Annotated in this window: 12 protein-coding genes; 5 read left to right on the top strand and 7 right to left on the bottom strand. The window is 72.9% G+C overall.

All coding sequences use genetic code 11. The features are described from left to right. Positions 1-97: 97 nt before the first annotated feature. Positions 98-1,219 carry a phosphoserine transaminase gene (serC, locus tag EKH77_RS19145; protein WP_126915565.1) on the top strand — a complete coding sequence of 374 codons (1,122 nt, stop codon included), beginning with the start codon at positions 98-100 and terminating at the stop codon, positions 1,217-1,219. 90 nt (positions 1,220-1,309) lie between these two features. Here serC and EKH77_RS19150 read toward each other — a convergent pair whose 3' ends face one another. Next, positions 1,310-2,362 (bottom strand): hypothetical protein, encoded by a 1,053-nt coding sequence (locus EKH77_RS19150; RefSeq protein ID WP_126915566.1) that lies wholly within the window; start codon positions 2,360-2,362, stop codon positions 1,310-1,312. Positions 2,363-2,417: 55 nt separating this feature from the next. Continuing rightward, positions 2,418-3,128, bottom strand: a complete 711-nt coding sequence (locus tag EKH77_RS19155) for a TetR/AcrR family transcriptional regulator C-terminal domain-containing protein (protein WP_126915567.1) — start codon at positions 3,126-3,128, stop codon at positions 2,418-2,420. 92 nt (positions 3,129-3,220) lie between these two features. Here EKH77_RS19155 and EKH77_RS19160 point away from each other — a divergent pair, with 92 nt between their 5' ends. Both EKH77_RS19160 and EKH77_RS19165 read left to right on the top strand, forming a co-directional pair. After that, entirely contained in the window at positions 3,221-3,670 is a 450-nt protein-coding gene (locus EKH77_RS19160; protein WP_126915568.1) for an ester cyclase, read from the top strand. Between the two features lie 106 nt (positions 3,671-3,776). Next, on the top strand, positions 3,777-4,580 hold the full coding sequence (locus EKH77_RS19165) for a VOC family protein (protein WP_126915569.1): 804 nt from the start codon (positions 3,777-3,779) through the stop codon (positions 4,578-4,580). 63 nt (positions 4,581-4,643) lie between these two features. On the opposite strand, the gene EKH77_RS19170 is transcribed toward EKH77_RS19165, so the two are convergent. The 3 genes from EKH77_RS19170 to EKH77_RS19180 form a co-directional block, all read right to left on the bottom strand. Next, positions 4,644-6,065, bottom strand: a complete 1,422-nt coding sequence (locus tag EKH77_RS19170) for an FAD-dependent monooxygenase (protein WP_126915570.1) — start codon at positions 6,063-6,065, stop codon at positions 4,644-4,646. A 116-nt stretch (positions 6,066-6,181) separates the two neighbouring features. Beyond that, positions 6,182-7,078 (bottom strand): alpha/beta fold hydrolase, encoded by an 897-nt coding sequence (locus tag EKH77_RS19175; protein ID WP_126918155.1) that lies wholly within the window; start codon positions 7,076-7,078, stop codon positions 6,182-6,184. A gap of 528 nt (positions 7,079-7,606) precedes the next feature. Continuing rightward, on the bottom strand, positions 7,607-8,299 hold the full coding sequence (locus EKH77_RS19180; RefSeq protein WP_126915571.1) for a metal-dependent transcriptional regulator: 693 nt from the start codon (positions 8,297-8,299) through the stop codon (positions 7,607-7,609). 269 nt (positions 8,300-8,568) lie between these two features. Between EKH77_RS19180 and EKH77_RS19185 the strand changes: the two genes are divergently transcribed. Next, positions 8,569-9,327, top strand: a complete 759-nt coding sequence (locus tag EKH77_RS19185) for an SIS domain-containing protein (protein WP_126915572.1) — start codon at positions 8,569-8,571, stop codon at positions 9,325-9,327. Between the two features lie 177 nt (positions 9,328-9,504). Here the strand turns inward: EKH77_RS19185 and EKH77_RS19190 are convergent, their stop codons facing one another. Together EKH77_RS19190 and pdxH are read right to left on the bottom strand one after the other, a co-directional pair. Further along, a complete protein-coding gene (locus tag EKH77_RS19190) occupies positions 9,505-10,872 on the bottom strand; it encodes a PAS domain-containing protein (protein WP_397612947.1) in 1,368 nt (455 codons plus the stop codon). Between the two features lie 390 nt (positions 10,873-11,262). Next, a complete protein-coding gene (gene pdxH / locus EKH77_RS19195; RefSeq protein ID WP_276319229.1) occupies positions 11,263-12,018 on the bottom strand; it encodes a pyridoxamine 5'-phosphate oxidase in 756 nt (251 codons plus the stop codon). Positions 12,019-12,522: 504 nt separating this feature from the next. Between pdxH and EKH77_RS19200 the strand changes: the two genes are divergently transcribed. After that, complete coding sequence (locus EKH77_RS19200) at positions 12,523-13,623, top strand: citrate synthase 2 (protein ID WP_126915573.1); 1,101 nt, start codon at positions 12,523-12,525, stop codon at positions 13,621-13,623. The last annotated feature ends 16 nt before the right edge of the window (positions 13,624-13,639 follow it).

Genomic DNA, 13,639 nt, shown 5'->3' on the forward strand with positions numbered 1-13,639 from the left:
GGAGGTTACCGGCGGACCGGGGAGGTTACCGGCGGAATCGTCTCATCGGGTGGACGAGACGTTTCCGCAGGCAGGAGGCACGGACTAGGCTGCGGCCGTGGCTGATATCCAGATTCCCGCTGACATCAAGCCCGCCGACGGTCGTTTCGGCGCGGGCCCGTCCAAGGTGCGGACGGAGGCGCTCGACGCCCTGGCCGCGACCGGCACCTCCCTCCTCGGCACGTCCCACCGCCAGGCCCCGGTGAAGAACCTGGTCGGCAGCGTGCGCGACGGCATCCGGGAGCTCTTCTCCCTCCCCGAGGGCTACGAGGTGATCCTCGGCAACGGCGGCTCCACCGCGTTCTGGGACATCGCCACGCACGGTCTCATCGAGTCCAAGTCGCAGCACCTGTCCTTCGGCGAGTTCTCGTCGAAGTTCGCCAAGGCCGCGAAGCTGGCGCCCTGGCTGGCCGAGCCGACGGTGATCTCCTCCGAGCCGGGCACCCACCCGGAGCCGCAGGCGGAGGCGGGCGTCGACGTCTACGCCCTCACCCACAACGAGACCTCCACCGGTGTCGCCGCGCCCGTCAAGCGCGTCGCGGGCGCGGATGAGGGCGCGCTGGTGCTGGTCGACGCCACGTCCGGCGCGGGCGGCCTGCCCGTGGACATCGCCCAGAGCGACGTCTACTACTTCGCCCCGCAGAAGTCCTTCGCCGCCGACGGCGGTCTGTGGCTGGCGGTCTTCTCCCCGGCGGCCCTGGAGCGGGCGGCGCGGATCCATGCGTCCGGGCGGCACGTCCCGGAGTTCTTCTCGCTGCCGACGGCGATCGACAACTCCCTGAAGAACCAGACGTACAACACCCCCGCCCTCTCCACCCTGTTCCTGCTGAACCAGCAGCTGGAGTGGCTCAACGGCCAGGGCGGCCTGGACTGGGCGGTGCGGCGCACGGCGACGTCGGCGCGGACGCTGTACGGCTGGGCGGAGGCGTCCAAGTACGCGTCCCCGTTCGTCGCGGACCCGGCGAAGCGGTCGGCGGTCATCGGCACGATCGACTTCTCGGACGACGTGGACGCGGCGGCCGTCGCCAAGGCCCTGCGGGCCAACGGCGTCGTGGACACCGAGCCGTACCGCAAGCTGGGCCGCAACCAGCTGCGGGTGGCGATGTTCCCGGCGATCGCCCCGGCGGACGTCGAGGCGCTGACGGCGTGCGTGGACTATGTGATCGAGCGGCTGGGCTGAGACGGGGGCCGCGCCCCGAAGGGGCGCGGGGAACTGCGCGACCAGCCACGACGCACCCGCGGATGACTCGCCGGGCTTCCAGCGGAGCGCTTAGGCGGTACGGCGCCGGAACAGCCACCGGAGGCCGAGGGCCAGGGCGGCCACGACGGCGAGGGCACCGGCTCCGAGGGTCAGAGTGTGGCCGCTGCCGTCCGAGCCCACGTCGGCGGCCTGCCCGGCGCCGGCCTTGTCCTCCCCTTTTCGCCTCGGGGCGCTGTCCGGCAGGAGATCGTCGCCGAGCTCGATCGGGACGACCTTGCTGTGGGCGCCCTCCGAGCCGTACATCAGCGTGCGGCCGTCGGGGGCGAACGTCACCGACTCGCCCTGGCGTTGCAGGGGCACGACGGGGCGGCCGAGCTCCTTCACCGGGCGGCCGTTCTCCCAGCGGTAGACGCGGGCGTCGAAGTAGCCGCGGACGACGAGCCGGGTGCCGTCGGGGGAGAACGCCGCGTCCGTGGCCCACACGTCGATGTCGGCGACGCGGCGGAACGTGTTCACGCCGGACGCGGAGAGCGGCTCCGGGGCCTCGTAGAGGGCCCCCTTCCCCGACTGCTTCTTGCTGACGATGTAGACCCGGCCGGTGCGGGGGTGGACCATCAGTGACTCGGCGTCGCGCGGCCCGTCCTCGTAGCGGACGGTGTAGGTGGTGGGGGTGACGGTGATGTCGCCCGTGAGCTCCTTCGGCTCGGGGAAGCGGTGGACGCGGACGTCGGGCCAGGTGCCGCCGAGGTTGTCGCCGATGTCGCCGAGGTAGATGCTCCCGTCGGGGCCGATGGAGATCGCCTCGGCGTCCCGGGCGTCGACGCCGTCGAGCGTCACGCGGGCGACCGTGCGCCCGGTCCGGCTGTCCACGGCGTAGACGTACGGGCCGTCGCCGCTGTCGTTGTGCGTCCAGTAGACGCCGGGGTGGGCGCGGCTGGCGGCCAGGCCGCTGGACTCCTTGATGCGCGAATCCTCGATGGTGAAGCCGGAGGGCGCCTCGCGGCCGCTCCCGTCGGCGCGCGCGGGCGTGCTGCCCGGGGGGAGGACGCCCGACGGGAGGAGCAGGGCCGATGCGGTGATTCCCAGGACGGCGGCGGCGAGGGCTGGACGGAAGGGACGCATGCGCCAAGCCTGCCATTGCCGCGTGGCGCGTCCCGGACCGGCGCGGCCGCCGCGCCTACGCGAGCCCGGCGGCCGCGCCGAAGCCGGTGAGCATGGCGTCGACGGCGAAGCCGAACCGCTCGGCGTCGTCCGTGCCCGCTCCGGTGCCGGCCGCTTCGACGACCAGGGGGTAGCGCTCGCAGTCGAGTTCGGCGAGCCAGGCGGTGGTGCCGGGGGCGGCGACGGATGGTGCGGTACGGGCGGGGTGGGCGTGGCGGGCATCGGCTTCGGCGGCGGTGTGACCCACGACGAAGAGGGAGAGGGCGTTGAGGGTGTCGACGGCCGGGCCCAGGGCGAAGCCCGCCGAGGTGAGGGTGCGCAGCCCGCGCTCGACGGCGTCGAGGGTCGCGGGGGTGACGGCGGGGCGGCCGGTGACCAGGGGGAGGACGCCGGGGTGGCGGAGCAGGGCCGTGCGCAGGGAGCCGGCGTAGGCGCGCAGGAACGCACGCCAGTCCGTGGCCTCGCCGTCATCGCTGTCGCTGTCGCTGTCGCCGGCCGCGGGAAGGGGTAGGGCCTCGGCGAAGACCCGTTCCACGAGGCCGTCGAGCAGGGCGTCCTTGTTGGGCACGTGGTGGTAGAGGGTCATGGCCTCGACGCCGAGCTCGGCGCCGAGCCGGCGCATCGTCAGGGCTGCGCGCCCCTCGCGGTCGATGAGCCCCAGGGCGGCGTCGAGGACGATTTCCCTGGTCAGGCCCGCGCGTTCGCCTCGGGTGCGCTTGGTCGTCATGAATCGGCCTTCGCTCGGCGTTGACTTTCTTACATCGTAAGGGCAGAGTGGTCGGCGACGAACTCTTACGACGTAAGAATGGGTGGGGCAGGATGAGTGCGGAGCGGGCCAACTGTGCGGAGCGGACCAACAAGGAAGTCGTCATGGACTTCTTCCAGGCGGTGAACGAGCGGCGGATCGCCGACTTCCCGCGCTACATGGCGGCCGATGTCATCGACCACAACAAGATCATTTACGGTGAGCCGGACGAGCCGGGCGCGGCCTTCGACGGCTTCCGGCAGCAGCTGGAGGCGTTCGGTGCGGGCAGGATGGCTCCTCGGCAGCTCGTCGCCGAAGGCGACACGGTGGTGGCCCGGCTGCTCGTCAGCGGCACGCACACGGGCCGGCATCCCCGGATGCCGGAGCCGACGCACCGCTCGTTCGAGGTGGAGCAGATCTGGATGTTCACGCTGAGGGACGGCCTGATCTCCGAGATACGTGCGGTGAGCGACCGCCTGGGCATGTTCCTGCAACTGGGCTGGGACTGGCCGACGGCGGACTGACCCGGGCGAGTCGATCCGGACGAGCCGACCCGGGCGAGTCGGGGCCTCCGGGTGGGCATGCTCAGGGGGTTGGCGTGAGGGAGTTGCCGAGGACGAGGAGTTCGTCATGCTCACAGCGACGCAGGTACCAGGCGGGCCCAACTGGCTCGGCCTCACGACCCCGGACGCCGCCGCGTCCGCCGCCTTCTACGGCGACGTCTTCGGCTGGCGGTACGAGCCCGTGCAGCCGGAGGAACGGGAGTTCGGGCTCTTCCGCCTGGCCGGGAGGACCGTGGCGAGCTGCGGCCCAGTGGCGGAGCCCGGCACGGCCGCCGAGTGGCAGATCTACTTCCGCACCGTGGACGCCGACGCCACGGCCAAGGCCGTGGAGCAGGCGGGCGGCACGGTCCGCTTCCCGGCCCACGACGTCCTGATGGCCGGCCGCGCGGCCGGCTTCACCGACCCGACCGGCGCCCGCTTCGCCGTCTGGCAGCCGCGCGAGGTCGACTCCCTGGACGCGATCAACACCGCCGGCGCGCTCTGCTGGACCGAGCTCTACACCACGGACGCGGCCGCCTCCAAGGCCTTCTACGGCGCGGTCCTCCCCTGGGACACCGGCTGGGAGATCGAGGTCGGCACCCACGTCCTCGCCATCATCTCCCCCTCCGGCTCCGGCCGGGAGGCCCAGCACGGCGCCATCATGCAACTGCTCCCCGAAAACCTGGCAGCGGGCTCACGCTCCGAATGGCACCCCTACTTCGCGACCCGCGACTGCGACGGCGTGGCGACGGCAGCCACGGAACGTGGCGCCGAGACGCTCATCCCCCCGATCGACGTACCGGGCGTGGCCCGCGTGGCCATGCTCCGCGACCCGTTCGGGGCGACGTTCGGGGTATTGCAGGCGACCACTGCGCCGACGACCACCGAGTGACCCACCGGCCGGGGTGCCGTGCGGGCGCCCCGACCGGCAGCCACCCGAGGGCGGGCCCCGGTCTCAGCCCTCCGACGCGGACTCCACGTAGCCGTCCGGGCGGACGAGGAGGGTTGTGCGCTGGGCGTCCGCGCGGATCACCGTCAGGATTCCGGGCTCGGCCTTCGCGTTGGCCTTCCGTGGCACCACCCGTACGTACGTGCCCGCCCGGAGTGCCTCGTACAGCCGTGAGGGGTGGCCGTCCAGCTCCGCCAGGGGCAGGTCCGGGGCTCGGCGGCCCGTCAGGGGGTGGGAGCCGGGCGGGGCCGGGTAGTGGATGCCGATGCCGGAGACGTAGAGGGCCGCCCGTCGTACCGCGAACGGCGCGAGGCGGGCCACGGTGCCCACCGCGTTGCGCACCCCCCGCGTGAGGGGTGTGGACGCCAGGGCGGCGCGGACGAGGGCGCCGCTGATGCGCAGGACCATCGCGCCGACCGGGTGCCGTTCGTCGTGGTAGCTGTCGAGGAGGGCCTCGCCGCCCCGGCCCGCGAGGGCGGCGGCGAGCTTCCAGCCGAGGTTGGCGGCGTCCTGGACGCCCGCGTTGAGGCCCAGGCCGCCGGCCGGCGAGTGGACGTGCGCGGCGTCGCCCGCGAGGAAGGCCCGGCCGTCCCGGTAGCGCGGCACCTGGCGTTCGTCGCTGTGGAAGCGCGAGGTCCAGCGGGGGTCGCGCATGCCGAAGTCCTTGCCGAAGGCGGCGCGGGTGACGGCCTTGAGGTTCTCGAAGTCGACGGGGGCGCTGGAGGACAGATCCGCGTTCCGGTCCCAGGCGATGACGCGGTACCAGCCGTCGCCGAAGGGCACGACGAACGCGAAGCCCTCGGGCGTGCCCTTGAAGGCGGGCACCTCGTCCGGCGCGGCGTCCAGCCGGACGTCGGCGAGCATGACCGAGCGCAGGACGGCCTGCCCCGGGAAGGGCATGCCGATCGCCTCGCGGACCGCGCTGCGCACCCCGTCCGTGCCGACGACATAGCGGCCCCGGTAGGTGACGGGCTCCCCGCCCTCCTCCGTGGGCGCGACGTCCACGTCGACGCCCTCCGCGTCCTGCCGCAGCCCGGTCACCCGCGCGCCGCGCCGGATCTCGGCGCCGGCCGCGAGCGCGCGCTTCTCCAGCAGCCCTTCCAGTTCGTACTGGGGGGTGATCAGGACGCCGGCGAAGCGGCTGTCCAGGGCGGTCATCTCGACGCGGGCGCCGCCGGGGAGCCGCACGCCGGGAATGAACGTGCCGGTCGCGATCAGCGGCTCGGCGAGCGCGCGGGCGTCGAGCACCTCCAGGGTGCGCGCGTGGATGGCGAAGGCGCGGGTGAGATTGGAGTCCTCGGCGCGCTTCTCCAGCACCACGACCCGCACGCCCGCGGCGGCGAGATCGCCGGCGAGGAGGAGGCCGGTCGGGCCGGCTCCTACGACCAGGACGTCCGCGGTGAACCCGGACGTGGCGGACTCGGACATGACGGCTCCCGGTGAATCGCTCCGGCCCGGCCGGGGCTCGGCTCGTACTACCAGTGCACACCCGCCCGGCCGGGTATGTCAACGCCTGTTGAATTAATCAGCGGGTCCCTCGACTCCTACGCCGGAACCGCCGCGTCCAGGAAGGGCTCGGTGACGCGCCGCCAGCCGTCCGGCTGGTCGTAATGGATCAGATGGCCGGCATCCGGCACCTCGGCGTAGCGGCCGCGCGGCAGGACGCGGACCATCTCCTGGGCCTCCGCCCGCCCCAGCGCCCCGTCCAGGCCGCGGACGACCAGCGTCGGGCACTCGACCAGGGCCAGCTCCTCCCAGTGCGCGTCATGGGCGTAGCCCTCGCGGGCCTGCAGCATCTGGCGGCGGAAGAACAGTGGCCGCCAGCCGTCGGCGCGCTCCGCCATCACCTCCGCGTAGAAATCCCCCCGGCTGGGGGCGGGCCGCTCCAGCGTCGGATCGTCCTCGCCGAACCACTTCCGCACGTCCGCGAGCGTGGCGAACGGCACCGGCCAGGAGCCCAGCCACTGGCTCCACTCGCGCTGGGTGGCCGCGCCGAGGGCCGAGGCGCGCATGTCGCAGATGACCAGGGCGCGGACGAGATCGGGGCGGCGGGCGGCGAGCTGCCAGGCCGTGAGGGCGCCCATGGCGTGGCCGATCAGGGTGACGGGCGCGAGGCCGAGCTGCTCGACCGCCGCCTCCGCGTCGGCGACATATGCCTCGCGGGCGTAGGGGCCGCTGACGGGCTTGTCGCTCCGGCCGTGGCCTCGCTGGTCGAGGGCGATCGTGCGATAGCGCGTGGAGAGCCAGCGGGCCGTCTGCGCCCAGTGCGCGGCGCGGCCCAAGAGGCCGTGGAGGAGGAGCACCCCGCCCGCCCGGGAACCAGGGTCCGGCACCGGCCCGCCGCCGTACCGCCCGCGGCCGCCGGCTTTCGGCGGTTCGGCGAACTCCCAGGCGGCGAGCCGCACTCCGCCGCTTCCCGTCACCTCGATGCGCCGCACCATGAGCCCTGGCACCCCCTCGTCTCCCCCGAGCAGCTCCACCCTATGGAACTTCCATTCGAATGAACCGTTGTCGCGCGCAACACCCCTCGTTCGAGTGACCGGGCGGAAGGATTGACCGTCTGCGACCAGGGGAGGAATCGATCTGGGCGCGGACCGTTCGGGGAAGAAGGTCCGCGCGGCGCACCCTGAGAGCTCGGGGCTCCGGGTCGCCGTGGGGGAGAACGGGGAGGTGGGGCCCCGGCCGCTCGCAAGGGCGCCGGGGCCCTTTTCCCTGTCGCAGGGGCGCCGTTCCGTGTCGCCGGGCCCCCGTCGCGTCTCGCCGGGTCCCCGTTCCGTCTCGACGCCGGTCCGCCGGCCTCATCCCAGCCCCTCCCCCCGGTCGGCTGCGCGCGCATATGCGTTTCGGCACTCAGCGCCAGCGTGGCACGGCTCGGCCCCGGGCGCGCCGATTCCGCCGCGGCTCGGCAGCTTTACGTAAGGCGGTATACGTACCCGGCGCGGCCGGTCCGTCTCCGGCGTCGAGGCAGGTCAGCGCTTGGCGACGAAGACATGCGCGGCGATGTCCGCCGCCAGCTCGGCGGCCTCGCCACTGCTTCCCACCATCACTCCACCGGGCGACTCCGTCACACTGACCACCGCACCCGGCTGCACCCCGGCGCGACGCAGCGTGTACATCAGCTGGGCGTCGGTCTGGATCGGCTCGCCGATGCGGCGCACGACGACGGTCTTGCCGTCGGTGCCCGGCTCCAGATCCATCAGGCTGACCATGCCGTCATTGAGGAACGGGTCGGCCTCGGCCTTCTCGCCCAGCTCCTCCAGGCCCGGGATCGGGTTGCCGTACGGCGACTCCGTGGGGTGGCGCAGCAGCTCCAGCACCCGCCGCTCGACGGCCTCGCTCATCACGTGCTCCCAGCGGCAGGCCTCGGCGTGCACCTGCTCCCACTCCAGGCCGATCACGTCGACCAGCAGGCACTCGGCCAGCCGGTGCTTGCGCATCACGCGGGTGGCCAGCTGCCGGCCCTCCTCCGTGAGCTCCAGGTGCCGGTCGCCCGCGACCGTGACCAGTCCGTCGCGCTCCATACGGGCCACGGTCTGGCTGACCGTCGGGCCGCTCTGATCGAGCCGCTCGGCGATGCGGGCGCGCATGGGGACCACACCTTCCTCTTCCAGCTCGAGAATGGTGCGGAGGTACATCTCCGTGGTGTCGATCAGTCCGGACATGCCGTGCCCCTCGATAAGTCGTGCGCTGGCCCTGGACTCAATTCTGACGCATGGCACCGACAACGGGGCCGCCCACGCCTCCGCCCGCCCCGTCCGTATTGACAGCGCCCTGGTCCAGCACGCAACGTGATCCGCGCCACGGCGGTCGCCCGGGGGCGAACCGGGCGGATATGTCCCGCCACCGCGGTCGGTCACCGTATCCGGCCGACCGCCACCGTCGAGCCACGTCGAGCCGCGTCGAGCAACGTCGAGCCAAGGAGTCCGCAGCGATGAGCGACAGTAAGCCGGCCGGGCAGTTCTTCGACGCCGCGATCGGCCTGCTGCGGCGGGTGCGCGACGAGGAGGCGGGCGCCGTCGCGGACGCCGGGGCCTTGATCGCCGACACCGTGGCGGACGGCGGCCGGATCTTCGTCTTCGGCGCCGGGCACTCCTCGCTCCCCGCCCAGGACGTCGTCTACCGCGCGGGCGGGCTCGCCCTGGTGAACCTGCTCGCCGTGCCGGGCGTCGTCGGCATCGACGTCATGCCCGCCACGCTGGGCAGCGCGCTGGAGCGGGTGGACGGGCTGGCCGGGGCGGTTCTGGACACCAGCCCCGCGCGGCCCGGCGACGTCCTCGTCGTCATCTCCCTCTCCGGGCGCAATTCGCTGCCCGTCGAGATGGCCATGAACGCCCGCGCCCTCGGTCTCAAGGTCATCGGCGTCACGTCCGTGGCCTATGCCGAGGAGACCCGATCCCGCCATGTGTCCGGAACGTTTTTGAAGGACCACTGCGACGTCGTCGTCGACACCAAGATCACTGTGGGGGACGCGGAGCTGACGTCCGAGGGCATCGCGGCGCCCTTCGGGCCGGCGTCGACGGTCGTGGCCAGCGCCGTGATGCAGGCCGTCATGGCCGCGGCGGCCGGGGAGCTCGCCGCGCGCGGCATCGACCCGCCGATGCTGCGCTCGGGCAACGTGGACGGCGGCCACGAGTGGAACGGGCGGGTGCTGTCGGAGTACGGCGACCGGATCTTCTTCCGGCACCACTGAGGCTTCTGTCGTCTGTAGGCCGGTTGGTGGTCGGGGGCGGGGCGGGGTGGACGGGCCCTTACGGGGCTGAGCTCTTCGCGGGGCCTGCCACTTTGGTGCTGGGTGCCCCGTACTCAGCTCTAGCGGCGAAGAGCTCTTTACGCCCCTACCAGGGCCCGTCCACCCCACCCCGCCCCCTCACATCGTGGCCACCGCCAGGTCGATCGACGCCGCCACGCGGGAGGCGATGTCCTCCGCGTAGATCGCGTCCGCGCGGTCGAAGGCCCGGCGCGAGCCGCCTCGGAGGAAGGTGACGACGCCCACCGTCCGGCCCCGGCTGCGCAGGGCCGTGGACAGGGCGTGGCGGGTGCCGTCGGGCCACTTGCGGGTGGCGGCCCAGTTCTCCGAGCGGTCCGCCGCCGCCCGTACCGAGCCGCAGCGTTCGACCGCCTGGAGCGCCGGGTGTCCGTCGAGGTAGGGGACCGGGAGGCCGCCCGGTGAGGTCAGGGGGCTCTGGCCCGGGGCCCAGGCGGGCGTCGCCGCGACGCGGATCAGCCGGATCGGGCCCTCCGGGACGGGCCGGGGCTCGGGCAGCAGGTCGATCAGGGCGTGGTCGGCGAAGCCCGCGAGGGCGAAGTCCATGTAGAGGGCCGCGGCCTCCATGGGGTCCTCGCACTCCGCGACCGCCCGCCCCGCCCGGTGCAGCTGGCTGCCCCGGAAGCGCAGCCGGGCGCTCTCCTGCTCCGCCAGCCGGGTCTTGGTGACATCGAGGAACAGCCAGGCCACGCCCAGGGGGACGGGTTCCTCGACCAGCGGGGTGGCCAGCCGCAGGAAACCGCTGCGCCAGCAGCGCCGCTCCGGTACGGGCGAGGGGCCGCCGCCGTGGTCGCGGACGGTCACCCACAGCTCGGTGGGCGCGGGCGGCGCGCCGGCGGCCAGGACGTGCTGGAGGGCGCCCTCCACTTCCTCGACGCCCTGGTCGAGGAGTTCGCCCAGGGGGCGGCCCAGCAGGGCGGTGCGGCTCGTGCGCAGGGCGCGGGCGGCGTGGGCGTTGGCCAGGGCGGGGCGGAGGTCGGCGTCGACCAGCACCACGCCCCAGGACGCGTCGCCGAACAGCGCCTCGCTCAGGGCGACGGACCGTTCCAGGTCGATCTGGGTGTGCACCTCGCTGAACGCGCAGTACACCCCCGCCGGTCTGCCGTCCGTGCCGGGCACGGTGGAGGACTGGACGCGGACGAGCACCCGTCGGCCGTCCTTGGTGAGCAGCGCGAACTCGTCCACCTGGCGGCCCGGCGACTTCATCACGCCCAGCAGCCGCCCGGTGACCTCCTCGGCGTCCGCCTCGCGGGCGGCCCAGCCGCCCAGGCCCCGCCGGCCCACGGCCTCGTCGGGCGTCCAGCCGAGTATCCGCTCGGCCTCGCGGTTCCAGTGGGTGACGTGACCGTCGGCGTCGAACGCGCACAGTGCCGCGTCCATGCCGTCGAGAAGCGCCGCCAGGAGGTCGTGGTCCTCGCTCTCCGGGGCCGCCCGGTGGCCGGTGGGGCCGGGCTGGTGTGGAGCCGTCACGAGATACCCCCCGCTGGACGTGTCCGCGTGCCCTGCAAGTCCTGCACGTCCGGCATTCAACTCGACCCCGGCGCACCCCACACCGACTTCGCCGAAATCGATGCACGGGGAAATTCGCTTGCCGGGGGCGAGCGGCCGTTCCTAGGCTGTGGGGCACACGAGAAGGGAGGTGGTTCGGGACATGATTTCTTTCCGGACGCGTGAGGTGACTGCGGGCTAGCGCCCGTCGTCGCGTTCCTACGCAGCGCCGGCCGCGCCGGCCAATCCCAAGCAGTCACCCGGTCCGTGGGCTGCCGAGTCGTCCGCTCGGCACCGTCGCTCCGCCGTCAGGCGGGGAGGCGGTAGCAGCCCACGGGCCGTCTGCGTTTCCGGCCCGTGGCCCGGGTGGCCTTACGGGCAGAGGCGTTCCACTTGCCAGCCGGATTTCGTGGTCTCGTCGCGGACGTACCGGAGTCTGTCGTGGAGGCGGTTCTCCCGGCCCTGCCAGAACTCCACCGTCTCCGCCGTCACCCGGAAGCCGCCCCAGTGCGGCGGCACCGGAACGGGCTCGCCCTCCGGATGGCGGGCGGCCATTCGCTCGTACGCCGCGTCGAGTTCGGCGCGGGAGGCGACCACCGTCGACTGCTCGCTCGCCCAGGCGCCGATCCGGGAGCCGTAGGGACGGGCCCGGAAGTACGCGGCGGTCTCCTCGGCCGGCACCCGTTCGGCCGTACCGGTGACGACGACCTGACGGGCCAGCGGGTACCAGGGGAACAGCAGGGACACCCGCGGGTTCTGCGCGATCTCCCTGGCCTTGCGGGAGTTGTAGTTGGTGTAGAAGACGAAGCCCCGCCGGTCGTACCCCTTGAGCAGCACGGTCCTCGAGCTGGGCCGTCCGGAGGCGTCGGCCGTGGAGACGACCATGGCGTTGGGCTCGTGGAGTTCGCTCGCGGCGGCCTCGGTGAACCAGTGCGCGAACTGCTCGTACGGACCGGCCGTGAGCTCCGCCTCGGACAGGCCCGCGGAGCGGTAGTGCGCCCGCATGGCGGTGAGGTCGTGCTGGAGATCGAACGCGAGTCCGTACTCGAGCCCGTCGTCGCTGTCGTAGGCGTCGTCGGTCTCGTCGGATGTGTAGTCGTCGGAGGTGTAGTCGTCGGCGTGGGACACGTGGACATCTTGCAGCACGGGGTGGCCGACGTAGGGGCCGGACGAGTGTTCGGGTGGCTCTCCTGCCCCGGAATCCCGCGCCGTAACCCTTTCACCAGCGGAAAGTTGGGTGTGCCGGACATCACCTTCCCCGCAAGCCCCGAACCCCCCAAAATCACCGGTGGACAGCTGTGGCTTCCCGTCAGCTCCGGCTATCGTGTCCGGCCCCGGACCCGGCACCGTTACTTCTGCGGAGGCCGGGTGATGTCCGGGGTGAAGTACATCCGCACGGGGCATGACCGGGTAGACCGGAACGGACCGCGAGCCGCGCACGCTGCCGCGTAACCGCGCCGGCCACTCCTACCGGAGCGCAGTACCCCCACCGGAAGCACCACCCCCACCGGAAAGCAACAGCCGCAAGCCCGACCCCATTGACCTCTTCCGATCCATGGCCGGACCTCCGGAGATCCCGGACGGTCCGCCGGTCGGCAGCCGCTTGTCGCACACATCATGAGGAGCCGCCTGATGTCCGACTTCGTCCCCGGACTCGAAGGAGTCGTCGCGTTCGAAACGGAGATCGCCGAACCCGACAAGGAAGGCGGTTCCCTCCGCTACCGAGGCGTCGACATCGAGGACTTGGTGGGCCACGTCTCCTTCGGCAACGTCTGGGGGCTGCTGGTCGACGGCGCCTTCAACCCCGGGCTCCCGCCGGCCGAGCCGTTCCCCATCCCCGTCCACTCGGGTGACATCCGCGTCGACGTGCAGTCCGCGCTGGCGATGCTCGCGCCCGTCTGGGGCCTGAAGCCCCTTCTCGACATCGACGAGGCCACCGCCCGCGACAACCTCGCCCGGGCCGCCGTGATGGCCCTGTCGTACGTCGCCCAGTCGGCCCGCGGCCAGGGACTGCCGATGGTGCCGCAGCGGGAGATCGACACGGCGGAGACGGTCGTCGAGCGCTTCATGAAGCGCTGGCGGGGCGAGCCCGACCCCAAGCACGTCAAGGCCGTAGACGCCTACTGGACCTCCGCCGCCGAGCACGGCATGAACGCCTCCACGTTCACCGCCCGCGTCATCGCCTCCACGGGCGCGGACGTCGCGGCGGCCCTGTCGGGCGCGGTCGGCGCCATGTCCGGCCCGCTGCACGGCGGCGCGCCCTCCCGCGTCCTCGGCATGATCGAGGAGATCGAGCGCACCGGCGACGCCGTCGCCTACGTCAAGAACGCCCTCGACAAGGGCGAGCGCCTCATGGGCTTCGGCCACCGCGTCTACCGCGCCGAGGACCCCCGCGCCCGCGTCCTGCGCCGCACGGCCAAGGAGCTGGCGGCCCCGCGCTTCGAGGTCGCCGAGGCCCTGGAGAAGGCGGCCCTGGAGGAGCTCCACAACCGCCGCCCCGACCGGGTGCTGGCCACGAACGTCGAGTTCTGGGCGGCGATCGTCCTGGACTTCGCCGAGGTTCCCGCGCACATGTTCACCTCGATGTTCACCTGCGCCCGCACGGCGGGCTGGAGCGCGCACATCCTGGAGCAGAAGCGCACGGGCCGTCTTGTGCGGCCGTCGGCCCACTACGTGGGCCCCGGCCCCCGCGACCCCCGCGAGATCCAGGGCTACGCGGACATCCAGGGCTGAGGCCCCCGCCGTCCGG

Origin of the sequence: Streptomyces luteoverticillatus, assembly GCF_003970715.1 — a bacterium.
GTDB lineage: Bacteria > Actinomycetota > Actinomycetes > Streptomycetales > Streptomycetaceae > Streptomyces > Streptomyces abikoensis.